The sequence below is a fragment of the Maribacter sp. genome, from assembly GCF_016744255.1.
Classification (GTDB): domain Bacteria; phylum Bacteroidota; class Bacteroidia; order Flavobacteriales; family Flavobacteriaceae; genus Maribacter_B.
This window is the reverse complement of record NZ_JADGES010000023.1, coordinates 20,886-38,147: the sequence shown is the minus strand read 5'-3', so window position 1 is coordinate 38,147 and position 17,262 is coordinate 20,886. Positions and strand designations below refer to the sequence as shown.

At 34.1% G+C, this 17,262-nt stretch carries 14 protein-coding genes; 11 read left to right on the top strand and 3 right to left on the bottom strand.

Annotated features, from left to right (window positions below; translation table 11 throughout):
• On the bottom strand, positions 1-324 hold a 324-nt coding region (locus QZZ51_RS06075), incomplete at its 3' end, for a glutamate--tRNA ligase family protein (protein WP_291867337.1).
• Positions 325-661: 337 nt separating this feature from the next.
• Between QZZ51_RS06075 and QZZ51_RS06070 the strand changes: the two genes are divergently transcribed.
• The 9 genes from QZZ51_RS06070 to dinD all read left to right on the top strand — a co-directional run bounded on the left by QZZ51_RS06070 (position 662) and on the right by dinD (position 12,529).
• Positions 662-3,865: a hypothetical protein gene (locus tag QZZ51_RS06070; protein ID WP_291867335.1), complete on the top strand. Its 3,204-nt coding sequence runs from the start codon at positions 662-664 to the stop codon at positions 3,863-3,865.
• Positions 3,858-4,277, top strand: a complete 420-nt coding sequence (gene ybeY, locus QZZ51_RS06065) for an rRNA maturation RNase YbeY (RefSeq protein WP_291867332.1) — start codon at positions 3,858-3,860, stop codon at positions 4,275-4,277. Before QZZ51_RS06070 ends, ybeY begins: the two co-directional genes overlap by 8 nt.
• 3 nt (positions 4,278-4,280) lie before the next feature.
• Positions 4,281-6,149: a tRNA uridine-5-carboxymethylaminomethyl(34) synthesis enzyme MnmG gene (mnmG, locus tag QZZ51_RS06060; protein ID WP_291867329.1), complete on the top strand. Its 1,869-nt coding sequence runs from the start codon at positions 4,281-4,283 to the stop codon at positions 6,147-6,149.
• A gap of 158 nt (positions 6,150-6,307) precedes the next feature.
• Positions 6,308-6,622 carry a hypothetical protein gene (locus tag QZZ51_RS06055; protein ID WP_291867328.1) on the top strand — a complete coding sequence of 105 codons (315 nt, stop codon included), beginning with the start codon at positions 6,308-6,310 and terminating at the stop codon, positions 6,620-6,622.
• Positions 6,623-6,704: 82 nt separating this feature from the next.
• A complete protein-coding gene (locus QZZ51_RS06050) occupies positions 6,705-7,256 on the top strand; it encodes a hypothetical protein (protein ID WP_291867325.1) in 552 nt (183 codons plus the stop codon).
• Positions 7,234-8,061, top strand: a complete 828-nt coding sequence (locus QZZ51_RS06045) for a class I SAM-dependent methyltransferase (protein ID WP_291867324.1) — start codon at positions 7,234-7,236, stop codon at positions 8,059-8,061. Before QZZ51_RS06050 ends, QZZ51_RS06045 begins: the two co-directional genes overlap by 23 nt.
• A 293-nt stretch (positions 8,062-8,354) precedes the next feature.
• Entirely contained in the window at positions 8,355-8,861 is a 507-nt protein-coding gene (locus tag QZZ51_RS06040; protein WP_291867322.1) for an OmpH family outer membrane protein, read from the top strand.
• 268 nt (positions 8,862-9,129) lie between these two features.
• Positions 9,130-10,938 carry a PDZ domain-containing protein gene (locus QZZ51_RS06035; protein ID WP_291867320.1) on the top strand — a complete coding sequence of 603 codons (1,809 nt, stop codon included), beginning with the start codon at positions 9,130-9,132 and terminating at the stop codon, positions 10,936-10,938.
• A 754-nt stretch (positions 10,939-11,692) separates the two neighbouring features.
• A complete protein-coding gene (gene dinD / locus QZZ51_RS06030) occupies positions 11,693-12,529 on the top strand; it encodes a DNA damage-inducible protein D (RefSeq protein WP_291867318.1) in 837 nt (278 codons plus the stop codon).
• 9 nt (positions 12,530-12,538) lie between these two features.
• Here the strand turns inward: dinD and QZZ51_RS06025 are convergent, their stop codons facing one another.
• Together QZZ51_RS06025 and QZZ51_RS06020 are read right to left on the bottom strand one after the other, a co-directional pair.
• Positions 12,539-12,937, bottom strand: coding sequence for a DoxX family membrane protein (locus tag QZZ51_RS06025; protein ID WP_291867316.1), 399 nt, complete (start codon positions 12,935-12,937; stop codon positions 12,539-12,541).
• A 10-nt stretch (positions 12,938-12,947) separates the two neighbouring features.
• Positions 12,948-14,099, bottom strand: coding sequence for a DNA polymerase III subunit delta' (locus tag QZZ51_RS06020; protein ID WP_291867312.1), 1,152 nt, complete (start codon positions 14,097-14,099; stop codon positions 12,948-12,950).
• A 213-nt stretch (positions 14,100-14,312) separates the two neighbouring features.
• Here QZZ51_RS06020 and QZZ51_RS06015 point away from each other — a divergent pair, with 213 nt between their 5' ends.
• Positions 14,313-15,503, top strand: a complete 1,191-nt coding sequence (locus QZZ51_RS06015; protein WP_291867310.1) for a phosphoglycerate kinase — start codon at positions 14,313-14,315, stop codon at positions 15,501-15,503.
• Between the two features lie 115 nt (positions 15,504-15,618).
• The gene (locus tag QZZ51_RS06010) at positions 15,619-17,256 is read left to right on the top strand and encodes a LysM peptidoglycan-binding domain-containing protein (protein ID WP_291867307.1); all 1,638 of its coding nucleotides are present in this window, start codon (positions 15,619-15,621) and stop codon (positions 17,254-17,256) included.
• Positions 17,257-17,262: the final 6 nt, after the last annotated feature.

The following is a 17,262-nucleotide window of genomic DNA, read 5'->3' as shown; positions in this document are numbered from 1 at the left end:
ATAGTAAGCCATGCCTTTTTCTATTAATTCATCTGCGTATTTTCTATATAAAGGCTTACGTTCACTTTGTCTGTAAGGTCCAAAGGCTCCTTCTTTTCCTGGTCCTTCATCAAAAGAAAGACCACACCAATTAAGAGCATCTATAATATATTGTTCTGCGCCTTCTACATAACGGTTTTGGTCTGTATCTTCTATTCTAAGAATAAAATCGCCGCCATGTTTTTTGGCAAATAGGTAATTAAATAATGCGGTACGTACTCCGCCAATATGTAAAGGTCCTGTAGGACTTGGTGCAAAACGCACACGAACTTTGCTCTGAGACATTAACTTTTATTTTAAGTCGTAAAGATAGGTTTAACACCCCTAAACCCCAAAGGGCTTTTTTCGTAACTTTGAATTAAAATAATAGCTATTGCATAATTACCAAGTTATTCTTGATAAGATAAACCTCTTTATACGTAAGTATTATTCTAATATGCTTATTAAAGGGGCTTTGCTATTTATAGCATTGGGACTCCTTTTTTTTCTTGGAGCCTTAGGAATAGAGTATTTTTTATGGCTTAATTCTACAGGGAGGTTCCTACTTTTTATTTTATCTATTGCGGTAGCGGTTTTTCTTTTTGTTCGGTATATATGTATTCCTTTGTTTTATTTATTCAAATTGAAAAAGGGAATAAATAATAAAGAAGCTTCTATTTTAATTGGCAAACATTTTCCGGAAGTAGGGGATACCCTTTATAATTTGTTAGATTTAGACGAAGACCCTAATAGATCAGAATTGCTTTTGGCGAGTATAGAACAAAGGAGTGAAAATTTAAAGCCAATACCGTTTGTAAATGCCGTAAATTTTAAAGAGGCTTTTAAGTCTGTAAAGTATATTGGAATTCCTCTTTTGTTGATTCTTGTAATTGGTTTAACAGGAAATTGGAATTCCTATTTTAGCTCTTATAAAAGAGTGGTAAATTATGATTTGGCATACGAACCTCCTGCGCCTTTTTCTTTTAGCTTACTATCGGAAGATTTAAAGGTATTAGAAAATCAAGATTTTACGGTAAATATTCAAGTGGTTGGTGAAGTAAAGCCAGAAGAGGTTTATATAGTGGTAGAGGATAAAGAAATGTTGCTACAAGAGCAAAACGGAGAATACCAATATACGTTTAATGCGCCATTATCTAATCAACAGTTTTATTTTAAAGCAAACGAAGTACAGTCTAGAATATATAATCTAGAAGCTTTAAAAATACCTTCTATAGAAAATTTTAAAATGGTCTTGCACTATCCTTCTTATACGGAATTACCTTCTGAGGTAATGGAGAGTACTGGCAACGCCAATTTTCCAGAAGGAACTAAAGTTACCTGGAATGTAGAAGGAAGAAATGCAAATAAAATAGAGATTGTAACAAAGGATACTACTGTTTCTATGATATTAAAAGAGGGGATGCATAGCTTTACAAAACGTGTTTTTACTAGTCATCATTATCTACTTACTACATCTAACAAAAATATTAAAGAATTCGAGAAGTTGTCTTATAGTTTTAAAGTGGTCAAGGATGCAAACCCTACCATTAAAGTTACGCAGGTTTTAGATAGTTTAAATCCAAATGTTGCTTATTTCATTGGTAATGCTACAGATGATTATAAGATAAAGGATTTAAAGATTTTCTGTTATGAAGAAGGAAAAGAAGAGACAGTACAATCTGTGGTTTTAGATACTCCTAACTCTAATTACCATCCTTTCTATTATACCTTTCCATCTGGTTTACAAATAGAGGAAGGAAAAGAATACAGGCTTTATTTTCAGGTAGTGGATAATGATGCTATTCACGGTGGTAAGACGACAAAAAGTGAAACCTTTAATTTCACTTTTTTGAATCGCAAAGAATTGATTAACAAAGAGTTAAATTCACAAAAGGCTATAATAAGCAATTTAGATAAGTCCTTGGAAAAGGTAAAAGATCAAAAGGAGGCTTTACAGGAATTAAATAGAGATCAAAAGGAGAATAAAAGTCTAAATTTTAATGAGAAAAAAGAGATTCAAGATTTTTTAAAGAATCAAAAAGAACAAGAATCTTTAATGCAAAAATTTAGTAAACAGTTAAAAGATAATTTGGAGAAGAGAAATCCGGATAGCGAACAGAATAAGTTGTTGCAAGAACGTTTAGAGAGACAAGAATTACAGGCGAAAAAGAATGAACATTTGTTGGAAGAGTTGGGTAAAGTTGCAGATAAAATTAACAAGGAAGAATTAGCCAAGAAATTAGAGGAGCTGGGTAAAAAGCAAAAGAATAGTCAACGTAATTTAGAGCAGTTATTAGAGCTTACTAAAAGGTATTATGTAACAGAAAAAATAAGTCAATTAGCTAATGATCTTAAAGCACTTTCTGAAAAACAAGAGAAACTTTCTGAGGTTAAAAAGGAAGAAGAATCATTAAGAAGTCAGGAAGAGTTAAGTAAAGATTTCAATGCTATTGCTAAGGAATTGAATGAGTTAAAGTTAGATAATGAAGCTCTAAAAAAACCGATGTCTTTAGATACTAACCCTAAGAAACAGGAAAGTATTAAGGAAGACCAAAAGGTAGCTAAAGAAGCCTTAGAAGAAAAGAAAGAACAAGAGAATAGAGAGAGTAAATCTGAAAATCAAAAAGAGGCCTCTGAAAAACAGAAATCAGCTGCGCAGAAGATGAAGGAGATGAGTGAGTCCATGGAAGAGGCGGCATCGTCATCTAGTGGAGGAGGTTCTAGTATTGCTGAGGATGCTCAAATGCTACGACAAATTTTAGATAATTTAGTAACCTTTTCTTTTAAGCAAGAAGACCTTTTTAGAGGTATGAATTACGATAGGGGTACCGATACCGAGTTTGGTAGTCGTATTAGAGAGCAGCAAGAATTACGATTGTTGTTTGAGCATGTAGACGATAGTTTGTTTGCTTTGTCCTTGCGTAGAGAAGAACTTTCAGAATTTGTAAATGAGCAAATAACAGAGGTGTATTATAATATAGATAAGACCTTGGAGAATGTTGCAGATGGTAGAACATACCAGGGAGTGTCTAATCAAAAGTATGTGCTTACAGCTGCAAATAGTTTGTCCGATTTCTTGGTTAATGTTTTGGATAATATGCAGCAGAGCATGAAGATGGGAAAAGGAGAAGGAGATAGTCAACAAGGTTTTCAGTTACCAGATATTATAAAAGCGCAAGGGGATCTTAAGAAGAAAATGGATGGTAGTGGTAAACCGGGACAAGGGAAACCTGGCGGAAAATCTGGTGAAGGAAAACAAGGAGGCCAAGGAAGTAAGGGAAAAGGAAAAGAAGGTAATAATCCTGGAGAAGGTCCAAATGGAAAATCTGGCGAAGGAAATACTGGATCCGATGGTAAAGGAAAAGAGGGTGGAAATAAAGGTGGAGAAGGAAAGTTTGGTCAAGGACAAGGAAGTGGTATGAGTGAGTCAGAGTTAAAGGAAATCTATGAAATTTACCAATCCCAACAAACCATTAGAAAGGCATTGGAAGAACAGTTGAAAGACATGCTTAATTCGGGAGACAGAAAGCTTGGTGAAAAACTTCTTCGTCAAATGCAAGATTTTGAAAACGATTTGTTAGAAAATGGTATAACGCAACGCACTACGAGTAAGGCCAATATTATAGAATACGAATTATTAAAGTTAGAAAATGCAACCTTAAAAAAGGGAAAGAAATCGGAAAGAGAGAGTAATACTAGTAAACAGGACTTTAGTAATCCAATTAATACGAAACCCTCATTATTAGACAATTATCACTATGAAACGGAGATTTTGAACAGACAAAGCTTACCTTTGCGCCACATTTTTAAAAATCGAGTAAAAATATACTTTAAGGAGAATGATTAATTTTAATTACGAGACTAATTTTGATGAGATAGATAGTGTTGTTTATAATGAATGGCTTATTGGTGTTTTAGAATCTGAGGGTTTCCGACTAGGGGCATTAGAATATATTTTTTGTGATGACGCCTATCTTCTAAATATTAATCAAGATTATTTAAATCACGATACCTATACCGACATTATAACTTTTGATTATACAGAAGGAAAAATAGTTGGAGGGGATATTTTTATTTCTGTGGAACGCGTAAAGGAGAATGCCATTGAGTTCAATGTAAATTTCAAGAACGAACTGCATAGGGTTATGGCTCATGGCTTATTACACCTTTTAGGATATAAGGATAAATCAGAAGAAGAAGCTGCTTTAATGCGCTCTAAAGAAGAAGAAAAAATTAAAATGTTCCACGTGGAACAATAGGATATGTTTGGAGAAATATACGATGTTATTGTAGTAGGAGGTGGGCACGCTGGTGCCGAAGCGGCTGCGGCTGCGGCTAATATGGGTTCTAAAACTTTGTTGGCAACAATGAATTTGCAAACCATAGGACAAATGTCTTGCAACCCTGCTATGGGAGGAATTGCAAAAGGACAAATTGTCCGCGAGATAGATGCCCTTGGAGGGTATAGCGGAATTATTACAGATAAGTCTGCTATTCAATTTAAAATGTTGAACAAGTCGAAGGGGCCAGCAATGTGGAGTCCACGGGCGCAGAGCGATCGTATGCGTTTTGCAGAGGAATGGCGGATAATGTTAGAGGGAACAGAGAAGGTAGATTTCTATCAAGAAATGATTTCTAGTCTAATTATAGAAGGAAATAGAGTAACAGGTGTTCGTACATCTTTAGGGATAGAAATTAAAAGTAAGTCGGTTATTTTAACCAATGGCACATTTTTAAACGGGCTAATTCATATTGGGGAAAAACAATTTGGTGGTGGTAGAGCTGGTGAAAAAGCGGCTACGGGAATAACAGAACAACTAGTAAGTTTAGGTTTTGAAAGCGGAAGAATGAAAACCGGTACACCTCCTAGGGTAGATGGTAGGTCTTTAGATTTTTCTAAAATGATTGTACAACCTGGAGATGCTAGACCAGAGAAATTTTCCTATACCGACACTGCTTTTTTAACGAATCAAAGAGATTGTCACATGACCCATACTTCCGAAATGGTGCATGATGTTTTACGTAAGGGTTTCGATAGGTCTCCTATGTTTAACGGAAGAATAAAAAGTTTGGGGCCTAGATATTGCCCGTCTATTGAGGATAAGATAAACCGTTTTGCAGATAAGAATAGCCACCAAATTTTTGTGGAACCAGAAGGTTGGAATACGGTTGAGGTTTATGTAAATGGTTTCTCTACATCCTTACCAGAAGACATTCAATTTAAAGCGTTACGTACCGTAGTCGGATTTGAAAAAGTGAAATTCTTTAGACCTGGTTATGCTATTGAGTATGATTATTTTCCGCCAACACAATTGAAACATACCTTGGAGACTAAGAATATAGAGAACCTTTATTTTGCTGGTCAAATTAACGGAACTACAGGTTATGAGGAAGCGGCTTCTCAGGGATTAATGGCAGGAATAAATGCGCACTTAAAGATTAATAATAAGGAGGAGTTTATTCTAAAAAGAGATGAAGCCTATATCGGAGTATTAATAGACGATCTAATTACTAAGGGTACAGAAGAGCCGTATCGTATGTTTACATCTAGGGCAGAATACAGAACTTTGTTGCGTCAAGATAATGCAGATTTACGTTTAACACCCAAGGGATATGAACTCGGACTTGCGAGTAAAGACCGTTTAATTAAAATGGAAGAGAAGGAGAGTAAGTCTAACTTATTTGTAGATTTCTTTAAAAATACAAGTGTTGTTCCTGAGGATATAAACCCAATTTTAGAGAGTGTAGATTCTGCTTTAGTAAAGCAATCGGATAAGATGTATAAGGTTTTCTCTAGACCAAAAGTCACTATGGACCACATGTTGAAACTAGACAAAGTTTCTAGTTTTGTGGAGGAGCATAGTATGAACAGAGAAGTGTTAGAACAGACAGAAGTACAGGTTAAATATGCAGGTTATATTGCAAAGGAAAAAGTGAACGCAGACAAATTACAGCGATTAGAGAATGTAAAGATTCCTGCTAATTTCGATTATGCCAAATTAAAATCTTTGTCTTATGAGGCTAGAGAAAAACTTACGGCAATACAACCCGTAACCATATCTCAGGCGTCTAGAATTAGTGGTATTAAACCAAGTGACATTAGTGTGCTTTTAGTATTTATGGGTAGATGATAAGTTCTCTCTTTTTTGAACAAAAGAAACCATTAACGATACAGATACTTGGTTTTATTCTATTGACTTTTGCATTATATCTTTGGATTACTAATTCAGGACCTTTGAATTAAAAGATAATATTAGGAATTCTCTCTATTGTACTTGTTGGTTATGCGGTGACATTTGAAATCGGCAGAGATTTTAATAATTATAAACATTTTAAGTTATTCGGATTCACCCTTTTTAAATCTAAATTATCTGTTGCTTATCCAGACTATGTAATTGTGTTTTCTGCAAAGTATAAGCAAGGTGCAGAATGGGGTTCTGTTGCGGCTATGGGTAAGGAGCGTAAAGGAGATAATTTTATAATTAAGTTCTTTAGAGGCAACAAGGATTTTACAGTGTATAGAACATCTTCATTAGAACAAGCTAAAGAAAAGGCATTGGCATTGTCCGAATTTTTGGGAGTAGAAATTAGAAGTAAAAATTAAATTGTTCCACGTGGAACAATTTAATAAATTTTATTTTGGCTTAGTTTTTGATGTAGGAATTGTCCTAAATACTGCCTATAAAATGAAGAAATACTTAAGCCTATTTTTTGTTGTACTTTTTCTAAATTCATGTATTCCTTTAAGAATTGCTCCGAGCATTTCGGACTATAATGTTACCAAAGGAAAAAAGTTTAAAAGGAGCTTGTCTAGAAGGCAAATGTTTATTTTCGAAGACCCAAAACAAGCCAATCAATTTTACGATTATGTAAATACTAAATATCATCTAGAGCATGAAAATGTGTATGATGATATTCCTTTTGAAATGAATGGCGAGCAATATTTCTTTTCTTTTTATGAAGTAGAAATTCCAGATAAAGCAATTAATTTATTTCCTGTCGTAACTAGTATTTTATTCAATGCTGCAATCGGGACTTTGGAAGATGCCGAGATTGCAGAGCCAACAATGGCAAGAAGTGATAATTGGTATTTGGCTATTGAAGTGTATAGCGATTTAGAAAAAGATTGTTTGGAGATTAATTCGCTTTCTAGAGAAGCTGTTTTAAAGTATCTTCGTGCTTTGAAAAAAGAATATTTGTCTACCCATAATTATAATGAAGTCGTATTTAAAAACTAAAGATTTTTTAATCACAGGAGAAGAGTTTCAATTAAAACATAACTCCGAATTGGATATGTTGGTTACCATACCGCAACCAGAAAATTTAGATGCTTATTACCAAAGCGAAAATTATATTTCGCATTCCGATGCTTCTAAAACAACAATGGATAAAATATATCAGGTTGTAAAAAAGTATAGTATTAAAAAAAAGGTGCGACTTATAAATTCATTCAGTAGCACAAATAAAAATCTTTTAGATGTTGGTGCCGGCACAGGAGATTTTTTATTGGGAGCAAAAGATGCCAGTTGGCAAGTTTGTGGAATGGAACCTAATACTACCGCAATTGCAAAAGCAGCAGAAAAAGGAGTTACACTGTATCCTGATTTTTCAGAATTAGAAAACAAGAAATTTAGTGTTATTACACTTTGGCATGTTTTGGAGCATCTTCCAGATTTAGATAAACAAATAGAAAATTTAAAAAACGTACTTGCCGAAAATGGAACTTTAATCATTGCTGTACCAAACTATAAATCTTTCGATGCAAAATGGTATAAAGAAAATTGGGCAGCTTATGATGTGCCAAGACACCTTTGGCATTTTTCTAGAACTTCTATTTCTAAAATATTTTTGGCGCATAAAATGAAAGTTATAAAAACCAAACCTATGTGGTTCGATTCTTTTTACGTGGCACTACTTTCCGAGGAGCATAAAAGCGGAAGCAAAAATGTTTTGCGTGCTTTTGCTGTAGGTTTATGGTCTAATTGTCGTGCACTCTTCAATAAAGAATGTTCCTCTGTTATTTATGTACTTAAAAAGATGTAATTCTTGTTTTAAAGGTCCTTGTAGGTGATTTAGGAGACAAGATGTGTAAATAGGAGCGAGTTTTTTAAAGCGTCGTAAAATGCCGTTTCAGGCACTCTTTAAGTATAGAAATATGTTATTACAAAAGTAATGCACAATAAACAAAAACTATCGCGATAGTTTTGTGAGTTTTAGGTTTATAAACTCCGGTGTTTAACAATTCTGTTTATAAAGGCATACAATTTAAAAAGCTTTGTTATTTTAGCGCAGCAGAAAAATAATTTCTGTAGTAAGAAAAAATTAAAGAGAACAAAATGAAAAAGATTTTATTAGTATTAGCTGTATTAGGAATGGCTTCTTGTCAACAAGAGAAGATAGGTTATGTAGATAATGTAAAGCTAATGGATGAATACCAAGAGAAAATTGAAGTTGAAGCAAAATTTAAGACAAAAGTAGAAGCTTTAGCAAAAAGAAGAGATAGTATTTCTCAAGCTTTTCAGTTAGAAGCTCAAGCTTTTCAGATGAAGGCTCAAAAAATGTCTCAGAAAGCGGCGCAAGAAGAGTACGGTTTAATGCAGCAAAAAGGTCAGATTATGGGCCAACAGTTACAACAAGAAGACCAACAATTACAAGCAGCCGGACAAGTAGAAATGGATAGCATTGTAAGCAAAGTAAAAAAAGAGATTATTGCTTATGGTAAAGCAAATGGATACGCATACATCTTGGGTGGTGGTGAAGGTGGTAGTGTGCTTTATGGTACAGATGCCAACAATTTAACTAGCCAAGTAGTTAAAATCTTAAACGACAATTATAAGAAGTAAACCCCTTACTCTTAAAGCATAAAAAAATCCCGCTAATTAAAAATTAGTGGGATTTTTTTATGCTCGTACATTTGCACTTCATCTTTTGTTCAAAACAATTAGAAGGGTTTACTTTTATTTCTGTTTTACTGTTAAAAATGATGCAGCTAAGTCCGTTTTAAAGCACTTTTACAAGCGTAATGCTTTTGCCAATCTATGTATTTGCAAAGTTTAGAGAGGTTTATATCGTAATTTATGCAGTATATTCGTTTACATAAACTCCGTTATTATGAAATTTTTTCTTACTACTATTACCATCTTTTTTGTTAGTCTAATCATTCAGGCGCAAACCAACACTTATGAAATCTCTTTTGAGAATGCTGCACACCATGAGGCAGAAATAAAAGTGAATTTCCCTAAAATTAAAAGCGATACACTAAGTGTTCGTATGAGCAGAACTTCTCCAGGGCGTTATGCTTTACACGAATTTGCTAAAAACGTATATAATTTTAAGGCATTCAATAGCAAAGGAGAGCTTTTAAAAGTGATACGCCCAAATTTATATGCATGGCAAATTGTAGGTCATGATGGTGCTGTGACTATTAGTTATACTCTTTTTGCCAATAGAGGCGATGGTACTTATTCGCAAATAGATGAAACACATGCGCACCTGAATATTCCAGCGACTTTTATGTATTCTTCTGAATATGCATCTAGAGCAATCGAAGTAAATTTTAATGTGCGGAATGACCTTTCTTGGAAAGTTGCTACCCAATTATCTTTAGTTTCTGGAACCAAATATTCTGCTCCGAACTTATATTATTTTATGGATTCTCCGACCGAAATAAGCAATTTTCATTTACGAGAATTCAATGTAACATCCAACGAAAACAAACAAACTATTCAATTAGCGTTACACCATAATGGTTCGGAACAAGAAACCGATGCATACTTTGAAAAAGTAAAAAAAGTGGTTTTAGCAGAAAGAGAAGTGTTCGGCGAGTTGCCCGATTTTGATTATGGTAACTATACGTTTTTGGCCTGTTATATTCCCAATGCGTCGCGTGATGGTATGGAACATAGAAATTCTACCATTTTAACGAGTACTAGAAGTCTAGCTGATGGAGGAATGGAAGGTAATATTGGCACCGTATCTCATGAGTTTTTTCATGCATGGAATGTGGAGCGTATTCGTCCCGAAACATTAGAACCTTTTAATTTTGAAGAAGTTAATATGAGCGGAGAATTATGGTTCGCTGAGGGTTTTACCAGTTACTATACCAATCTTATTCTATGTAGAGCAGGACTAATTACTCCTGAAGAATATGTAGAAGGACTCACGGGTACTTTTAATTATGTTTGGAACTCGCCTGCAAGAACGTTTTTTAACCCTATCGAGATGAGTTATCAGGCACCGTTTGTAGATGCTGCAAAATCTGTAGATCCAGTGAATAGAGAAAACACCTTTATCTCTTACTATTCTTACGGTAGCACACTTGGTTTGGCTTTAGACCTTTCTTTAAGAGAAAAGAGTTTAAATTTAGATGATTACATGAAATTGGTATGGCAAACCTATGGCAAAAAAGAAAAGCCGTATACCATTAAAGAGTTACAACAGACACTGAATGGCTATGCAGGAAAAGATTTTGGCGATACATTCTTCCATGATTTTATTTATAAAAGTAATATGCCTAATTATAAAACCTTATTAGAAGCCGTAGGTGTGGTATTGCATCAAAATTTAGAAGCACCTTATTTTGGAATTTCCGCTGCTATACAGGAGGATTTAAATGGCGTAGTAAAGAGTAATCCAAAAATAGGAAGTCCAGCATATAAAGCAGGATTAGACCAAGGAGATGTCATTACTGCAATTAATGGGAAGTCTTTTCCTAACGGAACATCTTTTACGAGTTATATAGAAACCTTCAAAGTGGGAGATAGCTTAAAAGTAAGTTACAATCGTTTTGGACAGGAAAAAACCACGACAGTACTATTGGAAGCGAACCCTACCTATACATTATTCCTAATCGAAAAAAATGGGAAGAAACCTTCGACTTCTATTTTAGAAAATAGAAAAGCTTGGTTGCATGTAGAGTAGGTTTTTTGGTAAAAGCATGATGCCCAAGCTAGCAGGCGCCGCTAAAACTGGCAAAAGAGTATTCAATTACTTCGATAAGCTTCATTTATTAAGTTCTTTTTAAATAATGAATAGGTGTATAATTTTGAGTTTATTAAAAATTGAAAGTCAAGAATAGTCATCAAATGATAATTGGTAATGTCCAAATTAAAAGAAAAACCGTTATTAACTTAATTGTATAGTTAGCTATTTATTATTTGCTTTTTGGATTAAAAAAGAGGAGTTTTTTTTTGAATATGGTGATGTTAGATATGCTTGGGGCAAGATTAAATATTTGGAAGAAAATGAAGTTGTTCAAGAATTATATGAAGGTAGGAAAACCATAACATATGATGAGTTGTATGTAGAGTATGATTATTCTGTAAATGGGAAAAAACTATACGAATTCAGATATAGGCTTGTATAATTATACAGAAGGAGATTCAATTAAATTGGAATATTCACCCAAGACTCCAGAGTTAAGTTGTATTTATGAATCAAATCAAAGGAAATTTAATTTTTTTATTAGGAATATAATCCCCGTTTCAATTCTATCTCTTTTTATAGCTTCGATTTTTAACTATATCCATAAAGCAATAAATAAGAGAATACAACATAATTAAAAAAACAAAGCAACGAGCTAGTGGGAGTATCATGCCCGAGCCGTTCAAGTATAAGTAGCCGACAATTATGTCACTCGGGGTTTATTTTATATAACTTTTATTATTTTTAATACATGAAAACATCCATAATATATAGCCTTACAGAAAATTTCGAATCTCAGGCAAATAAAACCTCAGATGGAGTAGAATTTTGGATGGCTAGAGATTTACAACATCTTTTAGGATATAAAGAATGGAGAAATTTTAGTCTTATCATAAATAAGGGAAAAACAGCATGCGAAGTTTCTGGAGAGAATATAGATGACCATTTTGTTGACGTCAACAAAATGGTCATAATTGGCTCAGGAGCGAAGAAAGAAATTCCAGATATTATGTTGACAAGATACGCTTGTTACTTAATAGCTCAAAATGGAGATCCTAGAAAAGAAACTATTGCTTTTGCCCAACGTTATTTTGCTATCCAAACAAGAAAAGCAGAACTGATAGAAAAGCAAATGCTTGAACATGAAAGAGTACAAGCTAGAGAAAAATTAAAATCTACCGAAAAAGAATTGTCTCAAGTAATATTTGAGCAAACAGGAGGAAATAAAAATTTTGCATTAATTAGAAGTAAAGGAGATACTGCATTGTTTGGTAGAACAACACAACAAATGAAAGACAGGTGGGGTATAAAAAATAAACCCTTGGCAGATTTTATGCCTACAATACTTTTAAAAGCCAAAGATTTTGCCACAGAGATTACCATATTTAATGCTAAAGAAAAAAATATGAAGACTGAGGGACAAATTTCTAAGGAACATACTACCAATAATAAATCTGTAAGAAGTACTTTAATTTCTAGAGGTATTAAGCCTGAAAATTTAGCTCCAGAAGAAGACATTAGTAAGATTGATAGGCGCTTAAAAAGCGATGAGAAGAAGAGTATAAAGAACCCAAAAAAGTTAAAATAATTTTTTAAGTTACCCCTGTAACAAGAAAACTAAAAAGATAGCAGGTATAAAGTAGATGGCAATAGTTCTAGCGCCGTCATAATCTTTAGCTACACGTTGCCCAAAAAGAAGCATTAATAGCACTACGCAAGAAAGTATTGCACCATACATTGCTAACAAAGATGTTCCTTGGCAGTATAATTGGTAAATACCTGCAATACATAAAATACCAGCAATAAGTTCGGTAACCAAAATAACTCCTAAAAGAGCTGGTACCATATTTTTAAGAGGCGTTTCTGCAAAATGCCCAGTAAGCCAAGAGACATTACCTTTCCAATCGGCCATTTTATCATAACCACTTTGTAGAAAAGTAATGATTAAAAAAAGTAAAATAAGTACTTCTGTAGCGTTGGCAAATAAAGATTCCATAGAGGGTTTTTTAGGCGGGTTTGGTATGTAGTAATCGGGTTAGTCGTATTGAAAGGTCGGTTAGTATTAATTTAGAATTTCCATTGCGTTCTATATGGTAAATAGCATCTTCTAATTCTTTAACAATACTAAGAATATTATTTTCATGTACAAAAGGAGCAAATTTTTTCAGTTGAAATCCTTCAGATTCTATATGCATATAAGCAAGCTCTTCGGCATTAAAATTAATAAGCATGGCTTGGCGCATTACCGCCATGCAATAGAGTAAAAATTTCTTTTGCGTTTCTCTACCTGTTTTTGCCACTTCTTCGCTCCAAAGAATAAGATCGTGAATAGCAGCTTTATTCCCTTTGGCTTTAAAGGCACTACGTACCCATTGTACAAACCATTTTTCGAAAACTAAATCTTCCGAATCTTTATTTAGTAAATCTAGAGCTTTATTAAAATTACCATCAGATTCATGCGCAAGGCGCAAAGCTTCTTCTCTATTTGCTCCCTTTTCAATAAGAGCATTGGCAATAGCATCTTCCGAAAGTGGAGGAAAATGGAGTATCTGGCACCTAGATTTTATGGTTTGTAGTATTTGCTCTTCATCCTCACACAACAAAAGAAAAACGGTTTTATTGGGAGGTTCTTCCAGTAGTTTTAGCAGTTTGTTGGCAGCAGAAATATTCATTTTTTCTGCCATCCAAATAAGCATCACTTTATAACCACCTTCATAGGATTTTAAAGATAGTTTTTTAACGACTTCAAGGGATTCATCCACCCCGATTTGTCCTTGTTTTTTTTCAATATCTATGGCTCTATACCAATCGAATAAATTACCATAAGGTTGTTCGGTTACAAACTGTCGCCATTCTTGCATATAATTGTTACTTACTGCGTGGCTCTTTACTTTATCAGAGTTGGCAACAGGGAAAGCAAAATGCATATCTGGGTGTGCTAAACCATCGAACTTTATGTTGCAAGCGCTATTGACACCATCATTCTCTCCGTTAGTATTGGTACAAATAATATATTGCGCATAGGCCAAAGCCATTGGTAGTAAACCGGAGCCTTCTGGGCCAACAAACAGTTGCGCATGTGGAATTCTACCGGCATCTGCGCTGGTAGCCAAGTGTTTTTTTATATGGGAAAGTCCTAAAATTTTACTAAATAACATAGGGGCAAAGATAGCTTTTTTGGTCTATTCTGTAATTATAACGTTATCGTAGAATTATTGTCTGTTATACTTTAGCTAAAGGTCAGAAATATTTACCTTTACGATTCAAAAAAAGGATTCCTATGAAATGAGCCATATTGATTCCGAATATCGTTTAAAAGGAGTTTAATGGCTAATTGCATCTGACTTTAAAAAACAAATAAATTTCAACAGATGAAAGTAATTAATGATTTTAATTTTGAAAATAAGAAAGCACTTATCCGAGTAGATTTTAATGTGCCTTTAGATGAAAATTTCAATGTTTCTGATGCAACAAGAATTGAAGCCGCAAAACCAACGATAATAAAAGTTTTAGAAGATGGTGGTAGTGCAGTTCTTATGAGCCATTTAGGAAGACCAAAAGGAACTCGTAATGCAGATTTATCTTTAAAGCATATTTGTGATAAAGTATCTGAAATTATTGGAGTAAAAGTAAAATTTGTAGAAGATTGTGTTGGTGAAGCTGCTGAAAAAGCGGTTGCCGAATTACAAAGCGGAGAGATTTTATTATTAGAAAACTTACGTTTTTATAGTGAAGAAACAAAAGGAGATGTTGCTTTTGCAGAGCAACTTTCTAAATTAGGAGATATATATGTTAATGATGCTTTTGGTACTGCACATAGAGCACATGCTTCTACTACAGTAGTAGCACAGTTTTTTCCAGGGAATAAATGTTTTGGCTTTTTATTAGCACAAGAAATAGAATCTATTGAGAAAGTAATGCAAACAGGTGAAAAACCAGTTTTAGCAATATTAGGAGGAGCAAAAGTTTCTTCTAAAATTACCATCATTGAAAATATATTAGATAAAGTAGATCACCTTATTGTTGGTGGCGGAATGACATATACTTTTGTCAAAGCACAAGGAGGAAAAGTAGGAGATTCTATCTGTGAAGATGATAAAATGGAATTGGCTCTGGATATTCTAAAGCAAGCAAAAGAAAAAGGAGTAGAGATACATATTCCTGTAGATGTTTTAGCAGCAGATAGCTTTAGTAATGATGCTAATACAAAAATAGTTGATGTTAGAGAAATTCCTGATGGATGGCAAGGTTTAGATGCTGGTCCTAAAACATTAGAAATTTTTAAAGAGGTGATATTAAAGTCTAAAACAATTCTTTGGAACGGACCAATTGGGGTTTTCGAAATGGAGTCTTTTGCGAAAGGAACTATTGCTTTAGGAAATTATATAGATGAATCTACACAAAATGGAGCTTTTTCTCTTGTTGGTGGTGGTGATTCTGTTGCTGCAGTAAAACAATTTGGCTTTCAAGATAAAGTTAGCTACGTATCTACAGGCGGAGGAGCAATGTTAGAGAGTTTAGAAGGAAAAACCTTACCGGGTATTGCTGCTATATTAGAGTAGTACAGTGGTTATCGACAAACGGTAATTAATTTTAATCGCACATTTTAAGAGAGAAAATTTTATTCTCCCGGAAAAATGTGCGATTTTCGTTAGTCCCGTATTTAATCTTTACTATATGATTGTGTTAAGAAAGCGTTTTTATTTAGGAATTGCTCTATCTATATTTAGCTTGCCATTACTTGCCCAAGAGGAGCAAAGTATACCTGCAAATGAGGTGAAAATTATGGAATCTAAAGATATTCCTTTAGATACTACAGCATTACCATTGTTAGAGGCAAAGCCTATTAATCTTATTCAGGCTTCCGATGTCATAAAGGATAACTCCTTAGCAGCAGTGACCAAGGATAATACAGCTAAGTACGATTTAAAAGACTTGGAGCATGCGGCTAAATATGATAGTCTTTGGATGAAAGAACTTTTAGAAACTAATGCTCTTTTTGAGGATATGTATGAAGAAGTAGCTACGCTAGATCCAGATATAACCTATGAAACCGAGATTAATACCGATTCTTTAAAAGCAAGACTAGAACGCTTAAACCAGAGAACGCCATTTAATATAGCGTATAACCCTTCATTAGAAAATGTTATAAAGTCTTTTTTAAATAGGAAAAGAGGTCTAATGGAACGTATGCTAACCGTGAGTCAGTTTTACTTTCCTTTATTTGAAGAGCAATTAGACAATTACGATATTCCATTAGAGATGAAATATTTGTCTATTGTGGAATCTGCTTTAAACCCTAGGGCTAGATCCAGAGTTGGGGCAACAGGACTTTGGCAGTTTATGTATGGTACAGGTAAAATGTATGATCTTGATGTTAGTAGTTATGTAGATGAACGTAGCGATCCTATAAAAGCAACAGAAGCAGCGTGTAAATATCTAGGTAAATTACACGGTATTTTTGATGATTGGGATTTAGCATTGGCAGCTTATAATTCTGGACCAGGAAATGTAAATAAAGCCATCCGAAGATCGGGTGGGCAAAAGAATTATTGGAACATTAGAAGAAACTTACCAAGGGAAACTGCTGGTTATGTTCCTGCCTTTATTGCCACTATGTATTTGTTTGAGTATGCAGAGGAATATGGTTTAAAAGCAAAAGAAGCGGATCGCACTTATTTTGTTACAGACACAGTACATGTAAAGAGTTTAATAACCTTTAAACAAATATCAGAACTGGTAGGAGTGGATATGGAGGAAATAAAACTTTTAAACCCATCTTATAAATTAGATGTTATTCCGTTTATTAAAGGAAAAGATTATTCTTTACGCTTACCAGTTGCTGCGTTAGGGAAGTTTGTTGCGAATGAAGAGGCTATTTATGCGCATGTAAAAGAAGAATTAAAGAGTAAAGAAAGCCCATTACCACAATTAGTAAAGGCACAAGACCAAATACGCTATAAAGTGCGTAGCGGCGATTTTTTAGGTAAAATTGCTAGTCGATATGGTGTTGGGGTAAGCCAGATTAAACGTTGGAACGGTTTGCGAAGTAATAATTTACGTGTAGGTCAAAGGCTTACTATTTTCACAAAAAACCGAGGAGTAGTGTCTTCTAAAAAGCCAAAGAAAAAGAGCGCTACTATAGCAAATACCAAAAATATAAAAACGCATACAGTTAAGAGTGGAGACTCGCTTTGGACCATTTCAAAAAAATATCCTGGAATTAGTATCGAAAATTTACGAGAATGGAACGGTATTAGTGGTAACAACCTAAAACTAGGAACAAAGCTTAAATTATGCGATTGTTCATCGTAAAAAACA

Coding starts and splice junctions, on each gene's coding strand:
- ybeY (WP_291867332.1), top strand. CDS start 3,858: ATGATTAATTTTAATTACGAGACTAATTTTGATGAGATAGATAGTGTT.
- mnmG (WP_291867329.1), top strand. CDS start 4,281: ATGTTTGGAGAAATATACGATGTTATTGTAGTAGGAGGTGGGCACGCT.
- QZZ51_RS06050 (WP_291867325.1), top strand. CDS start 6,705: ATGAAGAAATACTTAAGCCTATTTTTTGTTGTACTTTTTCTAAATTCA.
- QZZ51_RS06045 (WP_291867324.1), top strand. CDS start 7,234: ATGAAGTCGTATTTAAAAACTAAAGATTTTTTAATCACAGGAGAAGAG.
- QZZ51_RS06040 (WP_291867322.1), top strand. CDS start 8,355: ATGAAAAAGATTTTATTAGTATTAGCTGTATTAGGAATGGCTTCTTGT.
- QZZ51_RS06035 (WP_291867320.1), top strand. CDS start 9,130: ATGAAATTTTTTCTTACTACTATTACCATCTTTTTTGTTAGTCTAATC.
- dinD (WP_291867318.1), top strand. CDS start 11,693: ATGAAAACATCCATAATATATAGCCTTACAGAAAATTTCGAATCTCAG.
- QZZ51_RS06025 (WP_291867316.1), bottom strand. CDS start 12,937: ATGGAATCTTTATTTGCCAACGCTACAGAAGTACTTATTTTACTTTTT.
- QZZ51_RS06020 (WP_291867312.1), bottom strand. CDS start 14,099: ATGTTATTTAGTAAAATTTTAGGACTTTCCCATATAAAAAAACACTTG.
- QZZ51_RS06015 (WP_291867310.1), top strand. CDS start 14,313: ATGAAAGTAATTAATGATTTTAATTTTGAAAATAAGAAAGCACTTATC.
- QZZ51_RS06010 (WP_291867307.1), top strand. CDS start 15,619: ATGATTGTGTTAAGAAAGCGTTTTTATTTAGGAATTGCTCTATCTATA.